The following is a 24719-nucleotide window of genomic DNA, read 5'->3' as shown; positions in this document are numbered from 1 at the left end:
CTTACAATGTAATTGTTTATTATTAACACATCGATGAAAATACATAACGACCCAAAAACAACAAAATCCGGACCGATCATTCTCTGTTTATTCTCACTAACGAAAGAATTTGCAAAAGCGATAAAAAATAAGGGGATAAAAGACGCACAAATAAACAATAATTTTCCAACAAATAAAACAGGTACAATTTGAACCAGGTAAATAAAAAAAATCCACAAGGACAAAGCAAAAACAATTAATGAAAAATGCACATTCAACGACTTCCTCGGGTTTTGAATTAAGACTAAAACACCAAGGAACATATTTAAGGCGGCGATAAAAAGTAGGGACAGATCATATGGGTTTTTTAGGAACATGTCACAATATTACTTTATATTAAGAAAAATTCAAGAAATATGAAGCGGAATAAAACTATGGCTTCCTTAAGACAAAGGTATCGTTATCTCCACCGTATAAATCCGTTCTAAGCCCTACCAGCTCAAACCCCACTTTATTTATCGCCAGATCCTGCCAATAACTGGTCGGCTCAAAATGTGGGCTTCCGCCCATCAAAACTAGTTGGAAAGGGGCAAATTTAAAAAAACCGGCATAAAGCTCAAGCTTATATTTCTGAAGCTCAAACCATGCTCGGCATGTTCCATATTCTTTAGAAAAACTGGCCGAGGCTAAACTGATTTCCTCTTTAACAATATTTCTTGGATTACTGCCGGCCCTTGGATTGCTAACTACCAATAAACCTGTCGGCCGCATAATCCGCTTAATCTCTTCGAGAGTTAACTGTGGGTTTTTCGATAGGTATAGGCCATTAACAACCGCGACGCCATTAAATACTTCGCTGGAAAAAGGAAGATGCGCATCCATATTTGATTGAACAAAGCTCGCGCTCGGCACCTTTTTTTGGGCGATCCTCAACCCAGCCGCGTTATTGTCCATTCCCACAATTTCAATGCCAGGCTGTAACTGCAACATGGTACAGGCAACATTTGCGGTCCCGCAAGCAAAATCAAGATATCGACCACCCGGCTTCAATTGCAGGGATAATGCCACCTCTCGGCGCAATCGCGTATTAGAGTGCATTTTGGCCAGAGCATCATAAAACTTAAAATAACCGGACCAAAATGAGGAAGAGCCAACAATTCTACTTAGTAAGCTCGGCATGTATCTCTCCATTATTTAATTCCTCGAGTTTGTTGTTGCGATTTATCCACCACATATAAAGCGAAACTTTAATCGCTACTCCCAATCTGAAAAAACCAACTATCGGCAAAGTATCAAGTTCTCCCAGCTCATCAAGCGCTTTATTAACATTGGCATACCATTTTTTAGTCAACCAGGATGTAAGCTTCGCAAAATATGTCCTGGGATAAAGATTAAATGTCTCTTTTTCCTTAAAAGCAATACGACCTTTATAAACACCCCTCGCAACTAAGGATTCATCTAGCGGCCGGCTGTGTTGCTCTGAAAAATGCCGCACTATTAACTCCACTTTTTTAGGCGTCTTCTCCCCATCCATTGGAAGCCAAAGATTATCAAGGTCCAGCATGTTGCCAACCACTCTTTTGCTCTGAGTCCAAGCAAAAAGCGGAATCCCCTCATAAGCCATTCGAAAAACCCTTCGGCCTATCGGCATTTCATACCACTTCCGCCAAAACTCCTTCAATAACATTTTTAAAGTTACAAAGGTTACAACTCCCTTCCTCTCCGCGCTTGGTCGAATCATGGCCACAGGAATTTCGAAAGCAGTCCCAACGCCGGGAATATCATCCTGAACATTTCCGGAAATAAAACCCTGGAGCTCCCCGTTTTTCAAGACAAACGTTGCATATCTGGCTAAATAAACTTTTCTTGCGACTTCTTCCGGTTGATCCAACGATAACGCCGCAACAATGTCCTTGTCAGACATTCCGGAATAATCGGGGTTTTCCCGGTACATCGAAACGATCAGTTCCCGGTAAACTCTAACCATCGCCCCTCTAACATCATAAAGTTTTTCTGAAGGGATTTGAACAAAAAGGATCTCTGATCCACCAAAATTCAAAACTTGAGCATGTTTCCGAACTTTATCGAACAGTTCTTGATCACTAACCTGCCAGCTTTCGCCAAAATACTCATGAAAACTGTCACGATCCTCTCTCTCAATTTCAATTTGTCCGCTTTTCGTTTTTCTAAGAATTATTTTATCCGACGTTTCTTCCGGTTTCTCTTCGCTGTTCCAAATAGCGGAAATAGATCCCCCCCTGGCTTCTTTGCGGGCGGCTAGCTTCTCCGCGACCTGGTGGAGGACCATCGTGTGCAATTTGGCGACCAGATCGTCTTTGTCGGTATTGGGGGAGATCGGCGGCCGGTTGGCGATATTAAAATTTTCTTCGTACCTCGCCTGCCCTTCTTCGTCGTTAAAGACCCGGTTGGAGACATGCCAATAACCATAAATACTGCGCGCCCTGATCTCCCGCCTTTCTTCCTGCGGAGCGCTCTTGTAACGCTGTTGGTCTTCCCGGCTTTTATAGACCAGTACGCCGACCAGCAGTTCCGCCTTGTCCCCAATAAAATTTTTAGCGTCGCTTTCTCTGGAGGCGTTGTCAACGAAAGGCTGGTCTTCATTTAAGTTGACCACAAAGGCCTTGTCGTCTTCTTCCACATAACGGCGGCGCGCTTCCGCCAAAAGATAAGCCGGTTCCGTCCAGGCGCTGTAATGAGACTCCGATTCATTCCCTTTCCGTCTAGCCGCCAGGCGGACCAGCCCGGTCGCCGGATCGGCGATAAAGAGCGAGGTTGAGGCCCAATTCCGTCCAAGACATTGCTCGGCGGAGCGGCAAACTTCATGCAGAGTTGCCGCTATTTCCAAACCATTAACCAGATCTTCCGACGTCGATTTGAGCACGGAGATCTGATTGACGATCCGATATATCCCCTCTTTGCCGGGATGTTCTTCAATCTTAAATTCACCGATCATGAACTTTAAAAGCTCGTCTTTTCCGGGGAAGCGATCGCGCTCTTCCGGTCGAAAAGAAAGATCAAACCATTGATCGAATTCAGTCCGGGAAAATTCATGTTTGTTGACCCAGCTGTTCGACCTGACCCGGGTAAAAACGCGTTCGCTCGCCTCCCGGTTCCTGACCGGCTGCATGGTGATCGACCGGGCAACGTAAGCGCCGCCGGCCGGACCAAGCATCCGGGATTGCTCGTCTTTTATCATGGCGACGCTCATGACCGTTAAAGGGGAAAGGGAGGCAAGAGTCGCTCCGGCCAGATGGTTGGCCATAACTGAAATCAAATGATAATAAATACCGGCCGGAAGGTACTTTAAACTAGCCTGATCGGGGAAACTAACCCTCGCGGCAGTCTTGCCGACAGCCAGCCGCTCCCGGCCATAATTACAGTAAGCTTGCAAACGGGCTTCGCCAATAAAACCGCTTCGGTTCCCCATGAATTTTTCCTTGTTTTTAGTGTGTTTTTCAGCCGAATCTCTCTACCTAATTGTTTTCGACATGAATCGGCTAAAATTTCAGTTTAATTGGGGGAAATGCCGATCCGATCGGGACGGTTTCCAAGTTGGGACCGATGAAAAAGGCAGTCAATGAGAAACGGAAACCTGTCCCGATTCGATCGGGACGGTTTCCCGGCTTATTTAACCGCGCAATTAATTGCGCGGTTAAATTGGAAGCCGAGACGCCTGCCCGAATGAAAGTCATAAAAAGTCAGGATCAAGGCAGATCAATCTCGTATATTATGGCGTGATAACGTTTAAAATATGGTTGATGAATAGGTTGATGATAAGTCCAGCCGACCCCGGAACTAGAGGGCGTTACCACCTTCCGCTTAAAGAAATCCGATGAACATTGTTCGAGGAAAAATTGACGTCCTGAATATACGCGTAATCGAGTCTGGCGTGGCCAACTGTAAACCCGACGCCGGCGGTCAGGCCACCGTTATATCCCGCCCGATAGGAAGTACACCCCTGCAACCACTCAAACCCGGTCGCAACCTCCGGAGAGTAGCCCGACTTAATGGTTTGGCTGACATCAACCGCCACCCGGCCTTCCTTCCACGGAAGCCAACTCAAGCCGAGCCGTGCTTTGGGCGGGACATGCTCCACCGTCCCGGTCCCCCACTGCTGGGTATTGACCAGTTCGTCGATCTTAAAACCAAGGGTAACAGGGAATGTAGGGACAGCCCTTGTGGCTGTCCGTTTGGTTCGGACAGGGACAAGCCCTGTCCCTACATCAGCTGTCCCCACGTCTGTCCCTACATCATCGCCACCAAACTTAATAAGTATCCCGGGAGTCAAAGAGTAGCCCCAGCCGCTCCCCCCGCTGATCCCAAACATCTCGGAACTCAAATACTTGGCAGTTAGACCAAAGGCGATATGGTCGTTCAGCTTTTTACCGTAGGAAAAAAGGTAGGCGCTCGAAAAGTAGCTGAATAAGCTAATATTCTGAACTTCGTTGTGGATATCAACCTCGCTCGAGGTTTGGGCAATATTCCCCAACCCAACCTGGATCCAGGAAAGACCGATCGTTCCCCCCAGAGCTGGGGTTACGTAACTAAGATAGTAATGATCGGCATCAGTCGAAAGCCTGGTTTGACTGCTGGTTATCTCCTGGCTACTAATAAAACCTAAGCCGGCAGGATTCCAATAGGGGGCGTCGGCATTATCGGCAATCGCGGTGAAAGCGCCACCCATGGCTAAGGGACGAGCGCCAACACCGGCATTAAGCACGGCGAGGTCGGTCCCGGATTGGCCGAGAGCAAACGCAGGAGAAAGCGTTAAGCAGTAAGCGGTAAGCAAGAAAAATATATTTTTTCTCATTTGAGCACCGCTATCTTTCCACGGCCGCTGACGGTCTTATCACCCATTCGCGCCGTGATCTCGAACGGATAGATTCCATTAACGACCATGTCCCCTCGCCCATTCCGCCCATCCCAGGAAACGTCGTTATACTTCTGCCAGACGCTCATTCCCTCGCCATTGGTTGTCCCATCAAGCTCGGTCACTAATGATCCGGTTATGTCGTAAATCCTGATCCTCACCTCATCGGCGTCAGCCGAGAGCCGGTAGCGGAGTTTGGTCTCTTCCCGGTTCGGATTGAACGGGTTCGGATAGTTAGTCACCCCGGCCAGGGTCAACTCCGGTTGGATCCGGAAGCCCCAGCTCTCCGAGGTCGCCGCATTGGTCGGCGACAGCGCCGTCACTTTCCAGAAGTAGTCGGTGTTCCGTTCCAAGCCAGGGTCGAATTCATGGATGGCGTAGTTAAAGTAGTAGAGATTGCTATCGGCCTTATCCTGCGTACCCGTCCCGGCCGCTTTACTAAAGGTCTGGTGGTCGATCGTAAAGCTATCGTTTTTCGCCACCTCAACCCGATACTCGGTCGTATCCGCCTTATGGTGCTCCCATTCAAAAGCGGGCCGGATGTTTTGGACATCCTGGCGGTCCTTGGTCGGAGCGAGGAGAGAGGGGGTCTCGAGGGTTACGGCTTTTGTTGTTATCTTATCGATCTTAATGGCATATGCGGATGTAAAATCATATGAACAGAGAAGATCTTCACTGGTCGGGTAACTGCAATAATCGCCGCCCGCAGACTGTGATTTGAGCAATGCCGATGACCATGATGCTGCCATCGGATTAAAAATCGCCGTCCAATTATTCCCGTTATAAACCATAGCGGCAACTTCAGAATAACCATCCCCGGCATAGTCACCGACAGTAACGTAATTATAAGGGGAAGCATCCTGAAACATAATAGTATTTAAAAGTGAGCCGGAGGCGCTATAGACATAATAACAATTAGACCAGCCTGCAGGATGATTAACTTGGGGGCTGCTCATCACTATTTCATCTTTGCCATCTCCCGTCATATTGCCGCAGGCAACATAACCAAGATTCTGCGGCGCCGACCAACTGGAATAATAATTGTTCCCGGAAGCTCCATCGTCGATATTCCCCGGATCGAACAAATAAACCGATGTCCCGCCGTTTTGTATTGTTACAATTTCATCTTTCCCATCTTCGTCAAAATCCCCCGCCGCCATCACATTCCCAGCCGCCTTGAAAGACTTGCGCGGAGACCCGTTATAATTATAAATCCTTATCCAGCCATCGTTCCCCAAAGCGGCAACCTCGTCAACTCCATCGCCGTCATAATCGCAGGCCGCCAGACCAGGGTCGTTCGGAATACTAAAACTGCTGACAAGGCCGTGACTTCTTGGATTTATGACCTTCAACTCATTACTGCTGTTACGAACGGCCAACAATGGCTGGCCATTTCCCATAAAATCGCCGGCCGCGCTCGAGGTATGTAAATCCTCATTCGCCGACCAAAACGATGTTGACCAAGTCCACGAACCTTTTGCAATATTGAAAATGCGGATATCTTCGGAATTGCCCTGATTATCATCAACCATAATAATTTCATCGCGGCTCTTGACTCTGGCCTTATTGGGAGAAGTCCAAGACGCTGAATTGAGCGCAGCGTCTTTTGCCGTTATTCTCGCCGAGTATTTGCCGACCGGAACAAGTGAGCCGCTGTTGTTTTTGAGATCCCAGACAACGGGACTGCTGATATTACTAAAGCTCCTGATCGGATTGTCGCCGCTATCTAGAATTTCAAGATCGATCGCGGTTGCGCCGGAAACACTAAAGTCAATAGAGGTTGAATTATTCACCCCGTCGGCAAAAGCGACCTTCGGGATAAAGTTTATCCCCGGGTTAAGGCCAACAACCAAAAGTGTCGGAGGGGTATTATCAACCATAAACGAATAATTACTTGAGTTTGCCGTATTATCGGCATCATCGATGGCATAGAGCCTATAACTGCGCGCCCCTTCTGAAACGGAAGTTGTTGGGTTCCAGGTAAAACTATGCGGCCCACTGCCGACCCAATTATGGATAATAATATTATCTACGTATAAATAGGTGTCACAACGCTCGTTCACCGAATAATTAAAAGTTATTAAGTCATCACTACCCTGGCTCGCGCCGGGGCTAAACGGTCCGTCATCACTAATATCGGAAATTGTCGGCGGCTGGGCATCGATCGTAACGAGACCGGCATTCCCCCAATCCCCATAATTGCCAGCGTTATCCTGGGACTGGACCGAAGCATAGAAGGTTGCGCCATGCCAAAGATTACTATTGGTCATCCAGGAAGTAACATCCCCGACATAAGTCGAGGAAACGACGTTATCCCCACCCGCAGAAGTGCCAATCTTAATATAGTAACCCTTCACTCCCGATGTCACGTCACTAACCGGCGACCAGGTCCAGAGCGGCCGTAATTGATTGTATGGGGTCCTTGGCGGACTGGGCGGCAAGCAGGTTCCCGGTGAGGCCGTATCTTTCTTAATGTAAAAAACATCGGTCAAAACGGCTTCATTCCCGGCCCGATCAAAGGCTTTAACCGTTACATAATTGACCCCTTCGCCGCAAACCGCCCAATCAACCGGCCAATTATCCGTATAGCCGGCGGCGCCGGTCGTAACTGTCGTCAGCGGTAGCCAACCGGAGAACGAATTATCGGGCCGCCGGACCTGATAAAGGACTCTTGAGAGTTTTGACCCATTATCGGCAAAATCAACGTCGTAAAGCGTTCCGCTAGAATTGGCCCAAGTATCGTTACCAGGTTGATTGTCGGTAATAATTGGCGGAGTACTATCAACCGTTACCCATTTCGAGAATGGACTGCCTGGGTTACCGGCAAAATCTTTCACTTCCACAGATATTTTGTATGCGCCATCGACCGCCGGATCACCGGCAGCTAACTTGTCCACTCCGGTCCCAACCCGCCCATCCCAAATGACCGCTTCCGGCGAAGCAAAGGCCGAAATATCCTTAACAATCGTCCTGATTAAATTATCGCCTATGTCATGCACTTTAACGGCATAGGTCCCGACTCTTTTACTCGCTGAAAGCCCCATCGCTTCGATCCGCTCCGGATCGGAATGCCCTTCCGGGGTAGTTGATAAAAATATGTCGAACCATATTTTTGTCGAATTGAGCGAGCTGTTGCCGACTGGAGAAAAATATAACGGATCAGGGTTGAGACCGATAATAGAGGGTTGAATGATGTCCAACACATTTACTTTGATCCAAACAGTGCCGCCCCATTTCCGCTGGGTAAGATTGCCGGCCCGATCACGAACTTCAACAATAAAAGCGTATTTCCCCGGGTCGGCAAAGCCGTCGTTATTGTCGTCAAGCGTCGTCGACTCCCCTCGCCACTGGAGATTGTGCGTCCCCTGGAATTGCAGAACATCGTCCAGGACCGTCGCCGCCCGGTTCTCTTCCCGGAAATCACTCGCCGCGTAGATCGTTTGATCATTGGGAACGCGATGAACTTTTAAGGTCACATGCCCGTCTTCACTGATCGAGTAGCGGAGCGTGGTGTAATTGGGCCGGTCGCCGGTATCAAGCGGATCGGCGTTGGTATAAAACGGGCTCGGACTGGCAATAATATCCGCGCTTCCAGGTTCGGCAATGCCGACGGTTGGATTCAGCAGGTCGACCACAAAGCTTTCGGCAGTCGAGCTCGTTTGAACAAATCCCTCATTCCCGGCATAATCCTGCCCGCTAATAGTGATGACCGCCGGGCCTTCAATCTCTTCCCCAATATCATAACGATAACTGAACTCATGGTCTGAAGCAACAAAAGAACAATTATTATCGTTAACTTTAACCGTCGGATTAAGCGGCAAGGCCTCCGAAGCGTAAAACGAAATCGTGACGCTATCACCGGCTTTGGCGTAATTATCGGCTTTGCCGATTATTGTTGAGCTGATCCGGTCGAATAGCGGTTTGGCGGTATCGACCGTGACGGAGCGGGCAAGCACCGTCTGATTTCCGGCCAGATCGGTCGCTTCTATTGTAATAGCGGCCGGGCCATCCGCTCCGGCACAAGGCTCATATTTTGCCTCGCACAAACTGCCGGCAGTCCCCCAGTCCCCTCCGGTTACGGCCAAAAGTTTTGGCCCATTCGTCTGGGTGACATATACTTTCGCGGCCTGGAGCGGCTCTCCAGCCTTAAATTTAACGCTCAAAGGGCCGCAAATCGAAGCGGCGCTGACCGGATCGGGAGAGATCGAAAGGTCGCTAATTACCGGAGAGGTCTTATCAATTATAAAACCGGCCGTTTTGCTGATCTGGTTCCCCCCCTTATCAACAGCTTTGACCTTAACGGCGACAGCCCCTTCATTCTCATCCCCGTTAACCTTATAGCCGTATTGGAAAGAACCGCCGCCGGTCGATATTAAAGTTGCCGTTCTGACCGCGCCGCCACTTAATTCCAACTGAACGGACGGCGGGGCCGACAACTCTTCGCTAAATTGCAAATTGACCAGGACGTCCGTACCCGATTTCGCGTAAGCAGGCGAGACAGAAAAAGCCGCGGGTTCCGGATTGGCATAATCGATCGAGAACGACAAAATCTTATAAATCGCGGGCGAGCCAAGACTGTCGGCGCCTGATATCCTAACGTAATAATTGCCGGCAGTTAACTTTTGCCCATATTTGTCGATCCCATCATATTGGTAAAGATATGATCCGGCATTGCGGGCAATTCCTTTCTCCCATAATATCTCGCCATTGGTCGATAAAACCTGAAGAACAACCAGGCCGGGCATTGATTGATAATAATCGGCGTAATCGAAAGTATAATTAAAATCGAGCGTATCAAGAGTCCCATCGTCATTAGGAGAAAAAACCGGGGCGCTTAAAGCAAGATCAACGGTCGGACTGGTTGAGACCGCCAGGATACTTCCCAGCCCTTCAACCCGCGCTCCAGTTGAGTCGGTCACCTCAATCTGACATTGGTAATGGCCGTCAGGCGGCAATGGCTTGAGCGGCTCATAAGGGAGCCAGGAGAAAAGCCACTTTCCCGGCCATTCCGGTTCATTGTCGGCCAGGCGCTGGTAGATCGTCCCAAGCGGATTCAAAATATTTACCGTCACATTATAGGGCGGGACTCCCCCACTCAAGGAGTAGGCTATCTGGGTCATATCAGTATGGCCATCGCCGTTTGGCGTAAAGGTCGCGGGCTTCGCGCCAAGTCCGTCAATCTTGATCGGGGACGGCACAATTAAGAATGTCTCACTCTGTTTCTCATCTTTATTTTTCGCCGAATCTTCCGCCGCGACGACAAAATAACGACCGCTGCCAGTCTGCCCGTCATCCAGGCCATAGACGATCTGACGCTCGCCGGCATCGTTATCTTCGGTTGAAAGAGTGGTCAGCAGGTCGCTGTCCGAATTGAAAACTTTGACGGTCACTTTCGATTTTTCCGGCAGGTAGAATTTTAAAACCGCTTTCTTCGCGGTGTAATCGACTGTTACCGGTTGAAGGGTCAAATATGGCGGGGTCGCGTCGACCGCCAGATTAAAGGAAACCTCTCCGCTCGCCAGATTGTATTCGTCATACGCCGTGACTTTGACTTGATACGCCCCATCGGGGACTTTCCTGTCATCACGGCTGGAGTGAGGCCCCACATATGAATCGCTATAACCACCATCCCAATCAACCGAATATTCTCCTTTATTTTTAAGCACCCCATCAACCAACGTCTTAACAATCTGCTTCTCCTTTCCGATAACAACCACGCTAACTTTTAGGTTATCTCGGGAAAGAGCGTATTTGATCCGCCCCGGTTCAATTGCCGGGGAAAAGGGATCGTTTTCTCCGTAGGCATACTTAACCAATGACGGCTCACGATCGACCACGATCAGACCCGCTTCCGAAGTAACAAGGTTCCCTGCCCGATCTTCAGCCGAGATAGTGTAGCTGTAATTGCCGCCGATAACTTCGCCATGTTCTCCCTGGCCATTCCAGGGAAGCGATAGATAACTCCCCATCGATAACGGGCGAAGCTCTCGGAAGAGCTTTTTCCCTTCGTTATAAACCATGATATTCGATTCGACCGATTCGGAAAAATGGCTCTTGAAGGTCGTCGTATCTTTCACGCCGTCACCGTTCGGAGTAAATGGGTTTGGTTCGGCGGTAGCGTTGGCGATGACCGGCGGGATGGTATCCACCTCGATCGAGGTTGTTTTTGACGATCGGTTCCCGGCTTTATCAACCGCCGTGACTTTTAGCCGGTACTTACTATCAGGAACTGGCTGGCTGGAACTGTCTTTGCCTGACCAGGTAAGAGAAAAAGCATTCGGTGGCATGTTTGAAACTGTTAGCGGGATAGGAAAACCGTTACCATCTATAACCTCGACTTCAACCATATTAATGCCACTGCCATAATCACGAAGCTTGAAGCTGGCCGTTAAAAGATCTTTTCGGCCATCCCCATTCGGGGAGAAGGCGGGATTATCAATTTGGAAGTCATCGATCAGCGGGGCCTGGCTATCGACAACAACCTCACAACTCCCCGTGCCCATATTTCCACAATCGTCAATCGCCCGGAGAACAAAGCTATAGTTACCATCATAAACCACGCCATCAACTTTGCCGTTCCAGAGATATTCTCTTTCCATTCCTGTTGGCAAACCGAATTCTTTCCAGGGAGAGTCGATCAGGCGGCCATTCCGATAAGCTAATAGATAAGCGTCAACCGTCGGAGAATAATCGGTAACAGTCATTTTTAATCTGGCCGAATCGTTTATTCCATCCCCATTTGGCGACACGTAGCTCTTGTCCGAAGAAATGAATACCTGCGGCGGGCGACCGTCGATGACAATCTTAGCTTCCTGGCTCTTTTGATAATCACCGAAAGAAACGGTCGCTTTAATAAAATACTCGCCGTCCGGGGCAATTTCAGAGATATTGATCATTTCCTGGGAAGCGGTTTTGATCAGGCCGCCCCAAAACTCGTTGTGAACCCCTTTTTCGCGAAGCGAGTCGCTAGCCAGCGCATAGCTTGGCCGACTGGCAGTGTAGGTAAAAAGCTGGCCAATCTCTTCTTTGGCAGAATTAAGGAGGCGTAAAGTCACTTTCCCTGGCTCGGTTAGTTCATAACCGATTAAAGCAGAATCTCCATTCCCATCACCATTGGGAGAAATCTTTGTCGAACAGCCAAAGTCCTTAATCTCACCTCCGATGTCCCAAACCAACGGCCGGTTATAATTGGCATCGGCAATATAGATATTACTCCCTTTAAGCTTTATCTTTAACGGTGTTATCTCTCCGTCTTCAGAACGATATTCTCTTATATAATCTCCGGCCGAACTAAACTTAACGATCCGATGATTACCAGTATCGGCCACAAATATGTTGCCGAGACTATCAACATCGATTCCTTTCGGCTGACTCAACGTCCCTTCCCCAAACTTTGCCCGGAAAGAGCCGTCAGAATTAAAGACCTGAACTCGATTGTTGCCGGTGTCAGCGACGTAGAGAAATGAAGCGCCATAAGCGTAAACCGATTGAGGCAGAGTAAGACGGCCATCATCACTGCCGGCTGGATTGTTGTGTAAATACATCTCTTTTACCCAATTTTTCCCGCCATAATAATGTGTTTCCCTGACTGAAGAGTTATCAAAATATATATCGTCATTTAATGAGTTCGAGTAAAATAGCGCTTTATCAACTGTTTGGCCGCTTATCCCACTATTTATATTAAATTTGTCCCTAGCCTTATCTTTTAGGTCTGCCTTCAAAATCGAGAACTTCTCTGCTTTCCCATCTAAATCGTACTTTAAGACCCGATGCTTATATCTATCGGCTACAAAAACATTTTTATTTGTTATCGAAACATCTTCAGGCAAGCCATAGGTTTCTCCTCCTGGGCATTTCTTCCCACTACCAGCCGAGTCGGAAAAGCTCATATTGGAAAAACCAAACGCCCAACTATAACTATCAACCTCCCCCTCAACTATATACGCGTCTCTATCCTTTATTTCCCTAATAAGATTCAAATTATTGTCGCAAATAATAAGTCTGATATTGTATGAATCGGCGATATAAACACGGTCCCCCGCAGCAGACAAGCCAAGACCCAGGGGGCAAACCATTGGAATATCGTTAAATCTCCCAACAGTTTTAATTTCTTTTCCGCTCGGATCATACTTAACAAGTTTCGCGGTTTGCCCAAACAGAACATACATATTCCCGGAACTATCAAGATCAATGTCGGTAATTTTGGGCCTGACTTCCCAAGAGGGAGGCTCCGGCAGTTCTACCCTATAAACCTCTCCGGTTGGCGGGGCTGGATAATAACCACCTCTATTGACCGTCATAGTCGGCGAGTAAAATCTCGAAATGTTTCCCGCCAGATCAGTCATTATTATCTCAAAACGATAATAACCATCGGGATACGAGAACGCCTCTTCCCATTGAATCGACATCGCTTCGTCTTTTTTCAAGGATGGATTTGAGGCGATTCTCTGTTGGACAAGGGAATAGTCGCTCTTGACAACATTAACCATTAAAGAATACAAGTCCTCGCTAGGGCTTATCTGGGCCGTAATAATATCTTCAGGCCCAACAACTGTATTCTTTAACATGGTTATTAGCGCCGCTGGCCGGATGTTATCTATTGTTATCTGATCATCCGCCTCCCTCGTCGAAATAAGACCAGTCTCTCTATCTTTTGCCGTTACGCTAAAGCTATATACTCCGGCCGCTTTCCCCTTTCCCCATTCGGTGCGAAGCCAATCCTGATCGATGATTTTCAACTCGTCATATTTTCGATTCGAGCCGTCATAAAACGTGATCGTCCAATCCGATTTATTTTTGGTCCGTGATTCAATGAGGACGTTTTGTTGAAGGTTTTGGTCTATATCAAGAAGATTTGAAGAAATTATCTTATTGTTCGCGTATACGTAAAATATTTCCGGAGGATCAGCCTCAACACCAACAGCAGCCGCTCGCACCCCACCACCCACGCTTGCGACGGCGACCATTGTCCCTTTCTCGCTGGCGATGTCGTCGGGGAGCCAACCAGCCACATAAATATTGGGGTCAACAAAATCCACAAGACTCATCCCAACCGTAATTGTTCTTTCAACTAAAGAATGATCCGCAATGCTTGGAGTAGTTAAATGAAATCCTGCGTCGCCAGGCCCATCACGGTAGCAGGAATATATTTTTGCTGTTATTTTGTATGTTCCGGCAGTTGGATAGAATTTAACCGAATAAAAGTCCTTTGTCACTTCTGAACTTGTAACAAAAGGCTTGGAAAAATTATACGGAGGATCGTTAACCATTTCTTTTAATTTTCTATAACTATCAAAAACGATGGATCTGGTAACCCTGTTAAAATCCTTTGCCCCCAATATTTTTTCAACCTCAAATTCAATTTTGTAGGGGGTCGAATTATGTCTACCGGTATAATGATATGCCTCAATTATTGCCTTAATAGGCTCGCTTGGCTTGCCTACATGTATCACTTGATTTTCGTCTTCTTTTAATTCCGTATTTTCTCCATTGAATGTTTCATCTGATCCAGTAGCAATCAATTTTATCAACGGATCGCCTACCATTATAAACTCGCCATATTGAGGCTGTATCATACCCCCTAATATTGGGTTTATCGTACTTGAAGGATCGAGTTGTTTAGAATCGCTATTGCTCCCTATGCTAAAGTGGAGATGTTCGCCTCTTGACGCTCCAGTATTGCCAGATAAACCTAATATTGTGTCAGTATCCACCAATTGCCCTTCTGTTGCTTCGATACTGCTAAGATGAGCATATCTAGTTTGAAAAGTGCCGTGATTAACTATTACACAATTGCCCCAATCACCGTTATGCGGGTAAACATGGGCGGTGCCAGAGGATACGGGGTAGATATTAGCATGCGTTTTTTTGTTCTCTATATAATAGTCAAATCCATCATGATATTTATAAGTGTTTAGCCCGCGATATTCACCATAATTGTGATTAATATAACCTTTGTCTTTTGCATTTTGCGTATATTCAATTGGGGCGCTTCTAACAAGAGTATAACTGGCATTGGCTTGCAATTGCGCCAAAATGAGAATAGTAAATAATATACTTGTTTTACAAGACTTCACGGATATATTTCAATTCCTTTAATAAAGGATAAAAATATTTCTCGATAAGCTCTAACATCATTAATTGGATTACGGTTTTTATAAACGCCTAAGCTGACATCACAAAACCCATCAGTTTTTTTGAGATAAAAAAGAGCTCTCGTTTCAGAATATCTTTCATCTTTATGTTTATAAATGTATATTTCTCCTCCACGAACACTAATTTTCCTTAATCCGGCAAATGTTTCTTCATTAAGACTATTCAATTTTTTAGCAAAATAGACAAGCTTTGCTGGCAAACCCTGCCTGGCCACCTCCCCTCCCTTTGGGCTTCCCAAATACAAAGAGGCATCCTTAAAAACAGTGAAATCTAAAGAAACGGATTCCTTAACATCTCCGTGATTGATTTGAAAGTTTCTATATCCTTTCAATTCCTCTTCCGATGGTTTAATATCTTTTTCTTCTTCTAAATACCAATCCGCTGGATACGACACCGAAAACCCATATTTACTGACATATGTTTTCATCTCTTGAGTCGAAGCTTGAATCGTCTCAACAGCCGCAGCAGAGAATTGTTCGACTTCCTTCTTTTTTGGCGGAGCACAACCAACAACCATTATTAATATCACTAAGCCCACCAGAAAAAATAAAATTAACCGTTTATCCATTTTCATACCCTCCTATTATTTTTATTGCTCCATTCCTGATTTTTCACTTGAATCTCGTCAATCTTGGCCGTTCCAGTCTCATTAAATACTTGGATCGTCCAATCAACATTTCCCCTCGCCCGCGCTTCGATTAACGCTTTTTGCTGGAGATTAGGATCAATATCAATCAGGTTATTGGTTATAATACTGTTGTTAGCAAAGACATAGAATATTTCTGGCGGGCCAGTATCGCCAACCGCGGCGGCGGCAACACCTCCATGGCTGAAAGAGGTTGACGCCAACATGACACCTTTATCACCAGCGATATCATCAGGAAGCCAGGCGTAAGAATACTCATGGTCTACATAATCAACCATATTCATACCAACAGTAATATAACGTTCAATTATGGTTCCCTTGGTTACACTTGGCGTGGTTAAATGAAAGCCAAAATCATCTCGATAACTAGCATATATTTTTACAGTAATTTTGTACCTGCCAGCTGTAGGATAAAATTTAACAAAATAATATCCTGGATCAGTATATTGCCTTGTTACATAGGGCCGGGAAAAACAATAGTATTCGCCGAAATTATTCAGAATATTAGTCATGGTGTCAAAAACAATTGTTTTCGTCTGTTTTGTCCAAGAAGCATCATTAAACTTTTCAATCTCAAATTCAATTTGATATGGATTAGAACCAAGACTGTTTTCCGTCAGATAAGCTTCTACTATTGCCCTAACGGGCTTATTTGGCTCCGGCACATCAATTATTTCATTTTCCCCATCGAAAGTCCTATCTACACCAGTCCCTAATAATCTGATTCTTCGCTCTGACACCAAATCGGTAACAAAAGATAAGACCCCATAAGAAGATTGTTTTAACCCTGCAAATATAGGGTTTACTGTGTCAGTTGGCAAAACAGATGTTATCCCAAGGCTAAAATGCAGATGCGGCTTCATGCCAGAGATTTTGCCTCCCTCTGTCGAGCCAGAAACACCCAAAACTGTTGATGTGGTCACTGCGGCATTTGCTTCAACATTTATGCTATCAAGGTGCGCATATCTTGTTCGATAACCATCTGGATGCTCAACAACTACATATTTACCCCAAGCATCTGTATTTGCTGGAAATATTCTGGCCGTTCCGGCAGCAACAGGATAAACATTTACTCCTGTTTTCGCCTTAAAATCTATTCCATCATGGATTTTGTATGTTCCCGTTCGGCTTCTAAATTCCCCGAAATTAGCATTAGTTCTTTTATTAATGGCAAGAGGGGTCTCTCTTTCTAGAGAGAACTCCGCGAAAGAACTATTCACAATAAAAACAGTTAGTGTTAAGCCAAATAAGCAGGCCTTCTTTATCATAATTATTTTAATATTTTTATATAAACTTTGTTCATTATTTCTTCTACCGAATATTTACCTTGATTATAAAATATTATCGAGGCTACGCTTCTTGTCTGTGGCAAATAAAATATTAAAACATTGTATTTTTCAAATATCCCCCTAGGTTGGCCATAAGCCAATCCAAAAACATTTTCTCCCTTATCAATCATCTTATAATCTTGAATAGTATTCATGACAACGTTTTCTTTTTTAGCAAAATAGCTTAATTTGTCCTTAAGCGTGTTTGGGCTTGATGATAAATCTTTTTGCGTCTCAAAAAACATATCGACATTCTCATTCTCACTGCCGAGGTCAAAAGACAACCAACCCTTTTTATCTTCTGGAATATTTGTTGTATGCCAATTTTCTTCTAACACCCAATCATTCGGATAACTCACTGAAAACCCATACTTACTCACATAGGTTTTCATTTCTTGAGTCGAAACTTGGGTGACAGCCTTTGTCGTGGCCGACAACTTTTTGTCACCTTCTTTTTTTGGCACACAGCCAACAACCAGCGTAATCGTCAAGACCATCAGGGGAAGCAAAACTAATCGTTTATCCATTTTCAAGCCCTCCTATTATTTACCATCTTTTTATCGAAACAGAAAAATTGCCAGCTTGATAATCCATTCCATCATGAAAATATGTTGGGGATCTATATTCCCCATAATTGTGGCTGATATATTCTTTCTTATTGAGCTCTTCCTGTTTATATTCAATTGGCCGAATTTTACCAAAAGGATACTCGGCATAACAAAATGCGCTTAACAATAACAACAAATATCCAACAAGAATTACTTTAATTAATTTATTCATTCTTTTTTATCGTGTCAATGATCTTAAAATATTCTTCCGTACCATGTTCGGAGTCCAGATCAACGCCAAGCAACGCATCGCTTTCTTGAATATAAAACATAATTCTAATTGGCTTAGTTTCATATTTAACTAGAATTCCAGGGTAAGCCATATTCAACTTGGTCCTATTTTTTTCATTCTCGCCCATATATAAATTATGTTTTCTTGCAAGAAACAATATCCTCTCATAGGGATCAGACGGAATCGTTGACTTATCAATGCCTTTGGTAGTTTCGTCATTAAAACCAAAACTAATAGACACCCCAGGCTCATTTTTTGGATGGTCTGCATCATAATTGTAAATATCAAAAGGGCGATACCCTTCCTTGCAGATATTGTCCGTGTCCTCCTTCAAAAACCAATCCCTCGGATAGCTTACTGAAAACCCATATTTGCTAACGTAGGTCTTCCATTCCTTGGTAGATGTTTGGGTGACGGCCGCTGTCGTGACCAACAGTTTTTTATCTCCTTCCTTTTTCGCTGGAGCGCAGCCAACAACAACCAGCACAATCGCCAATCCCGTCAGAGAAGACAAAATTAATCGTTTTTTCATTTTTAAGCCCTCCTAATACTTATTATTACGCCATAATTTAAAATGCCGAAGTGAAGATGTTCTCCTTCAGATTTTCCCGTGTTTCCTGACAACCCTAAAACTGTTGAAGCGTTCACTGGTTGCCCGTCGGACACATAAGCGCAGGTCAAGTGGGCGTATCGCGTTTGATAAGTGTCATGGTTTACTATCACGCAATTGCCCCAGCCTGTTTTCTCCCCAATTATGCCTTTTCGCAATATTGCTTTTGTTCCTTCTGAAGCGGAGCAAGCCTCGATGCTCGCTGGCGCGGTGCTTGCCTTGAAGATAGGGGTCACCTGGTTGTAATCAATAAACAGCCCTTTAACAGCAGCGGAATCGGCCATTGGTATCGCTGACTTTAAAACTTTCCTAGTTAGGTCTGGGTAAACATAGGCGGTGCCAGCAGCAATGGGATAAAGATTGGAATGATTTGTTTCAAATATCCTGAAATCCGTTCCATCATGAATGTAGCTCTTCGATCTGTATTCGCCAAAATTGTGGCTGATATACCTATTTTCTATCAACTTGTCCGAAGAATATTCGATGGGCAAAACATTACTAAATGGATACTCGGCGGCACAGACATTTCGCGCAAGCAGCAAAAACAAAACAACTAAATATTTTTTACTGCCTATTCGCATTTTTCCTTATTGAATAAACTATCGATAGGAATTCTTCCGTTCCACCGTCCGATTCTATGTCAATCCCGACAGTACTCCCCTTATCTGGAATATAAAATATTGCTCTTGTCGGTTTGTTTTGACGATACTTGTCATAGACCAAGTATCCATCGTAATCCAAATTGAGCTTCTTTATAATATTGCCTTTCTCGTTAGCGTAAAAATTATCTTTTTTTAGAAGCGCCTCAAACTGGTCCGACGAGCTTAATGATTTATTTATATCCTGGGACTCATCACTACCAATTTCAATGCCTATAACAATTCCAGAAGGATCCTGAGGACGACGGTGAAAGTCATCGGTGTATATCCGATAGGATTGGTTGCCAGTTATATAGTCCGACTTCTTGGCATCTGCGTCCCTCTCAAATGCCCAATCCTTCGGATAACTTACCGAAAACCCGTATTTGCTCACGTAGGTCTTCCATTCCTTGATAGATATTTGGGTAATAGCCTCTGTCGTAACCGACATTTTCTTGGAATCTTCTTTTTTTGCCGGGGCACAACCAACCACAACCAGCACTAGCAATAATGCCAACAAGGGGAACAAAGCAAGTCGTTTTTTCATTATTAACAGCCTCCTTAGTAATATCGCCAAACAGCAGTAATAATTTCACCTATTCACGTCGCTGTCAATGCCGAGAAGTCGTCGCTAGGATAATAATTTCCTGTACAAATTATGAGGAAACCGCGGCGATATTGCCGCTGGTTTCCTCGTCAGCTAAAGAGGGTTGCACATAGCCGCTCCAAAACTCGTTGTGCACCCCTTTTTCGCGAAGCGAGTCGCTAACCAGCGCATAGCTTGGCCGACTGGCGGTATAGGTAAAAAGCTGGCCGATCTCTTCTTTGGCAGAGTTAAGGAGGCGTAAAGTCACGCGCCCCGACTCGGTCAATTCATAGCCGATTAAGGCGGAATCACCATTCCCATCGCCATTGGGAGAGATCTTGGCCGAACAGCCAAAGTCTTTTATCTCTCCCCCGATCTCCCAAACTAGCGGCCGGGAAGAATTCGCGTCGGCAATATAGAGCTTGCCCCCTTTAAGCTTTATCTTTAATGGTGTTATCTCTCCGTCTTCGGAGCGATATTCTCTTATAAAATCTCCGGCCGAACTAAACTTAACGATCCGATGATTGCCCGTATCGGCAACGTAAATATTGCCCAAACCATCAACGTCTATTCCCTGTGGAGAAACCAATGTGCCTTCTCCAAATTTAAACCGGTAAGAACCATCGGCGTTAAAAACCTGAACTCGATTATTGCCAGTGTCGGCGACATAAACGGAACCGGAGGCTTGGGCGAAGGCGACTTCCGGAGCAGTTAGCTCCCCTCCTCCAGCGCCATTCCCCGTCGAAGAAATCTCATGAATCATTACATTGGGATGGGGAGCTCCATCCATCGCGTTAAAAGCAGAATAGCCGATCCTATCCGCCCGGTGTCCACTGGAATCTTTTGTTTCATTCAAACTATTAGTGTAGTGGTAACAACAATTATCATCGGGGCCGTGTTTCCCCTCCAGCTTATCAAAGACAACCTCGTCACCGTTAAGATCATATTTCAATATCCGATGCCGCCCTGAATCGGCGACGTACATGTTCCCCCCGGCAAAATAAACATCTTTCGGCTGATCGTAGCCTTCCCCAAGCATTTCATACCGATAATGGTTAGTCGTATGCCCGGTTTTAATAAAGAAAAAATAATTATCAATCTCGTCCCTTGTATACTCTAGGAAAACATCCCGCCCCTGAACCGCCTTTATTAAATTTAGGCCGCCATCAAAGATCAATAAACGATCACTATAAGTATCGGCCACATAAACCCGATCGCCTGACGGGGAAACCGCCAAACCTTGCGGATACCAAAAGTAATCCTGACTATCAGCGCCAAACTTCTCTATCTTGCCAATCTCTTTCCCACTGCCGTCATATTTAACCAGTTTCATCTGCTTCGTATATAAAACGTACGAATTACCATTATCGTCAAAATCGATATCGCCGACCGCGATATTTTTCACCTCTTCGGGCGGATTGGTCCGTTTGATAGGCTCCGTCGGAGCGGTAGTCGTTGGGGAAACGCCCCCCGGCAGGTCGACCCGAACGGGGACATATTTAACCGTTCGATTACCGGCCAGATCGAAGGCCATAATCTTTAAATAATACCAGCCGTTAGCATTGGCCCAAGGATTGACCCAATCAGCTTGAAAGAGCTCGTCTTTCTTTAGATGCGGCTGGACCTTAAAATATTCGGCAATCGATACTCCGGCAATGTCCACGATATCGACGCGCGCCAGCGCCAGGTCTTCGTTGGCGGTAAATTCAACGACCGCTTTCGCGTCGCTGGTCGTAATGTTGATTGTCGAATCGCTTTTCAGCTTTATATCAGGCGGCTGGTTATCGACTATAATTATGCCAATCCCGTCTCTTTCCGCTTTTTCACCACTAACAGCGTCTTGAGCCTCAACCTGATAGGTGTATTTCCCATTCCCCGCTCCCGCCCATTTTTTGGATAAACGATCGCCGGTGCCGGTCAGAGTGGCTGCTGTCCCGCCGCTCTCGTCAAATATCTTGACCGTCCAATTAACATTTTTATCGGCCCGGGCGGAAATGACCGTGTTTTTCGGATAAGTCGTATCTCCCGGGCTCATAGAAAAACGGGGGGCGCTAACGTCGGTGTAATAGATTGTTGGCTCATCATCACCTACCCCAGCGGCGTGAACACCACCGGAGGAAGCCAAACCAGGCAATCCAGTATTTGGGTCGTATTGCGCGAAAGCGTAGCCATAGGGAGAGTCATAATCAATTCCGGCCAGCCCAATTGAAACGATCCGCTCTTTGATTATCGGCGTTTGGAATTTCAACACGCCCCCTTCACGGTACGCGGCATAGACCTTGGCCTGGATCTTATATACCCCCTCGCCGGGAGTCCAATCCATGTAATAATAGGCGGCGCCGCTAAAAGGCTTGGTGATAAACGGCTTGGTAAAGCAATAATATTCGTCAATTTTGCCGTTTATTTCGGAAAGCGTCTTGTTAAAGCGGACGACCTGCGATTTGTTATATGAACCACCAATCTCTGTAATGTTAAATTCAACACCATACGGAGCGGTCCGAAATCCGTTAAATAAGCTATTTTGGTAAGCCTCAACAACTATTTTGATCGGTTCCCCCGCTTTCGGGTAGTTTAGCTCTTCATTCTCCTCCGGATCTTCGATCTTGTTATAAATATCACCTGATTTTACATAATTCAGCCGATCGAATTTACCATCATCACCCGGACCAAGCAGACGAATATACGCGTTCCCCGGAAAAAGGGCGTCGGAATAGGCTTCAATCGTTGTTTGCATATAATTCACGTACGGCTGATTAAGTCCGGCCGCAAGCGGGTTTTCCTCCCCTCCTCTGATTGCCGGGTTCCCAACCTGAAAATGCAAGTGTGACCCAGTCGATGCTCCCCCGCCAGTTGAACCGACATAACCGATGGGGTCAGTGGTGTTGACATTGTAGGGAACTCCTTCTATAAGGCGAGTATTTATCTTGTCTTCATAAGGTATGCTACTCATATGGGCATAAAAGGATTGGTAATTTGGCACACTATTGGTGTGCTTAATTATAAGCACATTGCCATATCCAGGAGATCTCTTTCTTAATTCAAACACTTCTCCCGCAGCAACAGAATATATTGGGGCATTATCTTCATCATCAAGATCGATCCCTTCGTGGCCACCAACATAAGTTATTTTTTTTGTGCCATCAATCTGCTTCGTATATTCTCTGAATTGGCCAAAGGTTGCCGTTACTTTAGCTACCTTCTCAAGAGGATATCTTGTAAATGAGTAATCGGCATAAATCGTTCCACTTGCCAGAACAATACTAGCAAAAACAATAGCTATTTTTATTATTTTAAATCGTAAGCACATTTATTTAAAAACAAATACTTCCTGTTCATTGATTGAAATATCGCTTTCTCCACTTTCTGACTTAAAAATCAAGAACCCCTTTTGTTTAACGGCATATAATCCATTTTTTTCAAAATACTTAACAACCTTATCGTTAATAATTGCCCATTCTGAATTTGTAATATTTCCATTTTGCTTCTTGTCCCATAAATAAAACAAAAATTTGCCATCATATTTAGTGCGGACCGATAAATATCTGGCAATTAATAATTCGCTCACTGGTTTGTCATATTTAAGCAGCTTCGTTTCACCTTCTTTGGGAAATATTACCCATATGCCTTTATCATTATCTGTCATTATGCATTCATCACACACCGAAACCGCCGATGTATTAAAAATTTTATATATTTCTTTATTATCCAAATATATTCTTGATATTTTAGTATTCCCAGGCTTCCCTGCTCCTTTTGTCGCATAATCATAAACAAGCATCCCGTTGTTCATTGGCTGGGTATTATAAGGATTTGTATACAACCCTTTGAAGGTTTTATCGAATGTTACTTTCCCAGTACTATCGACCATCACCAGACGATAATTGTTTTGCCATCCACCAATACCATAGATCATTAAACAATATTTGCCATTTTCGGAAAACTTCTGATAATCATTGCCAAAATAGGCTTTGCCGTCCATTTTCACTTCAAAGTCTTTCAGCTTTTCCCCCTTCGCGTTCATCACCGCATAAGTCCTTGGCAAATGGATGCCCTGGTAATCCCAACCGGGCGCTTCGATAATAAAATTGCCGTCAGGGGAAACGTAATAACAGGTGTACGCGTGCTTCTTTTCCCAAAGGAGATTTCCTTCGAAATCGTAATATCTAGTTGTCTGGCTAAAATCCCGCTCCCTATATTCACCAACAACCATGGCGTAACGTTGATTCCTGGCAATGCTAATATCAATTTTGCAAGCTTCATCCGATAGCGTTAAAACTCTTTTTACTTCACCGTTCTTTCCAATAAAGGTTAAAATATGATGATTATTGTCAATATGTTTATGAACAATATGCGGCTCATCGATCTTGCCATCCAGCATATCGACGTTGTATAAAGCCTGCGAAATAGTTTCGTTCGTCCCGGAATAGATTAACTGCGGGGCCAATTTCCTAGCCGCTTCGCTAGTGTCCAGATGGAGGGTTTTAACTTCTACTTTTTTGGCGGCGGCAATGCTCAAGCCACAGAGGGCCAGCAAGAAAATCACCATTATAAACTCACGCGGTTTTTTCATTTACAACACACTCCTTATGTTTATCGACAAACAGCAATAATAATTTCATCTATTCACGTCGCTGTCAATGTCGAGAAGTCGTCGGCAGGTCAAAACAATTTCCTTTTTTATTTGCGAAGCAAATAATCCGATCTATGATAGTTATTTCAAAGCCTTATTTAACTCTATAACTGATAAAATAGGGTTATCGCGATTGCTTAAAACCCATAAACGATCATCAGCTTTTGACATATAAATATTGGTCGCGTCCCCATCAACATACAAGGTTTTAACATTTATTAATGACGACAATTCACATACTTCAATCCTGCTTGGAATATAATTCTGATAATCGTAACTGAATGGGGCCTGACCTTACCCCCAAAAACTGGACCACTTGCAATTAGAATTTAGGCCGGTAATACTAATTGAAGGAGGATCATTTATGAAGGGGAAAAGGATGTCCGAAGAACAGATAATTGGAGCGTTAAAAGAGG

General features: G+C 45.1%; 13 protein-coding genes. All 13 read right to left on the bottom strand.

The features are described from left to right. Positions 1 to 411: 411 nt before the first annotated feature. The 13 genes from WC772_00065 to WC772_00005 all read right to left on the bottom strand — a co-directional run bounded on the left by WC772_00065 (position 412) and on the right by WC772_00005 (position 24243). A complete protein-coding gene (locus WC772_00065) occupies positions 412 to 1158 on the bottom strand; it encodes a methyltransferase domain-containing protein (protein ID MFA6169152.1) in 747 nt (248 codons plus the stop codon). Next, the gene (locus tag WC772_00060; GenBank protein MFA6169151.1) at positions 1139 to 3427 is read right to left on the bottom strand and encodes a hypothetical protein; all 2289 of its coding nucleotides are present in this window, start codon (positions 3425 to 3427) and stop codon (positions 1139 to 1141) included. The genes WC772_00065 and WC772_00060 overlap by 20 nt, the downstream gene beginning before the upstream one ends. Before the next feature lie 378 nt (positions 3428 to 3805). Beyond that, positions 3806 to 4810 carry a hypothetical protein gene (locus tag WC772_00055; protein ID MFA6169150.1) on the bottom strand — a complete coding sequence of 335 codons (1005 nt, stop codon included), beginning with the start codon at positions 4808 to 4810 and terminating at the stop codon, positions 3806 to 3808. Continuing rightward, positions 4807 to 13908 (bottom strand): FlgD immunoglobulin-like domain containing protein, encoded by a 9102-nt coding sequence (locus tag WC772_00050; GenBank protein MFA6169149.1) that lies wholly within the window; start codon positions 13906 to 13908, stop codon positions 4807 to 4809. The genes WC772_00055 and WC772_00050 overlap by 4 nt, the downstream gene beginning before the upstream one ends. 1034 nt (positions 13909 to 14942) lie before the next feature. Then, the gene (locus tag WC772_00045; protein MFA6169148.1) at positions 14943 to 15593 is read right to left on the bottom strand and encodes a PsbP-related protein; all 651 of its coding nucleotides are present in this window, start codon (positions 15591 to 15593) and stop codon (positions 14943 to 14945) included. Between the two features lie 2 nt (positions 15594 to 15595). After that, positions 15596 to 16939, bottom strand: a complete 1344-nt coding sequence (locus WC772_00040; GenBank protein ID MFA6169147.1) for a M23 family metallopeptidase — start codon at positions 16937 to 16939, stop codon at positions 15596 to 15598. A 2-nt stretch (positions 16940 to 16941) separates the two neighbouring features. Further along, the gene (locus WC772_00035) at positions 16942 to 17526 is read right to left on the bottom strand and encodes a PsbP-related protein (protein ID MFA6169146.1); all 585 of its coding nucleotides are present in this window, start codon (positions 17524 to 17526) and stop codon (positions 16942 to 16944) included. Positions 17527 to 17545: 19 nt separating this feature from the next. Beyond that, positions 17546 to 17779: a hypothetical protein gene (locus WC772_00030; GenBank protein ID MFA6169145.1), complete on the bottom strand. Its 234-nt coding sequence runs from the start codon at positions 17777 to 17779 to the stop codon at positions 17546 to 17548. After that, entirely contained in the window at positions 17772 to 18371 is a 600-nt protein-coding gene (locus tag WC772_00025; protein MFA6169144.1) for a PsbP-related protein, read from the bottom strand. The genes WC772_00030 and WC772_00025 overlap by 8 nt, the downstream gene beginning before the upstream one ends. Before the next feature lie 2 nt (positions 18372 to 18373). Next, a complete protein-coding gene (locus WC772_00020; GenBank protein ID MFA6169143.1) occupies positions 18374 to 19030 on the bottom strand; it encodes a M23 family metallopeptidase in 657 nt (218 codons plus the stop codon). Further along, positions 19014 to 19634, bottom strand: coding sequence for a PsbP-related protein (locus WC772_00015; GenBank protein ID MFA6169142.1), 621 nt, complete (start codon positions 19632 to 19634; stop codon positions 19014 to 19016). The genes WC772_00020 and WC772_00015 overlap by 17 nt, the downstream gene beginning before the upstream one ends. Before the next feature lie 109 nt (positions 19635 to 19743). Beyond that, on the bottom strand, positions 19744 to 22407 hold the full coding sequence (locus WC772_00010) for an NHL repeat-containing protein (protein ID MFA6169141.1): 2664 nt from the start codon (positions 22405 to 22407) through the stop codon (positions 19744 to 19746). Positions 22408 to 22980: 573 nt separating this feature from the next. Further along, the gene (locus WC772_00005) at positions 22981 to 24243 is read right to left on the bottom strand and encodes a hypothetical protein (GenBank protein ID MFA6169140.1); all 1263 of its coding nucleotides are present in this window, start codon (positions 24241 to 24243) and stop codon (positions 22981 to 22983) included. Positions 24244 to 24719 lie beyond the last annotated feature (476 nt).

Source organism: Candidatus Margulisiibacteriota bacterium, from assembly GCA_041661965.1.
Classification (GTDB): Bacteria; Margulisbacteria; WOR-1; order O2-12-FULL-45-9; family XYB2-FULL-48-7; genus XYB2-FULL-45-9.
This window is presented reverse-complemented; position numbering and strand designations above follow the sequence as displayed.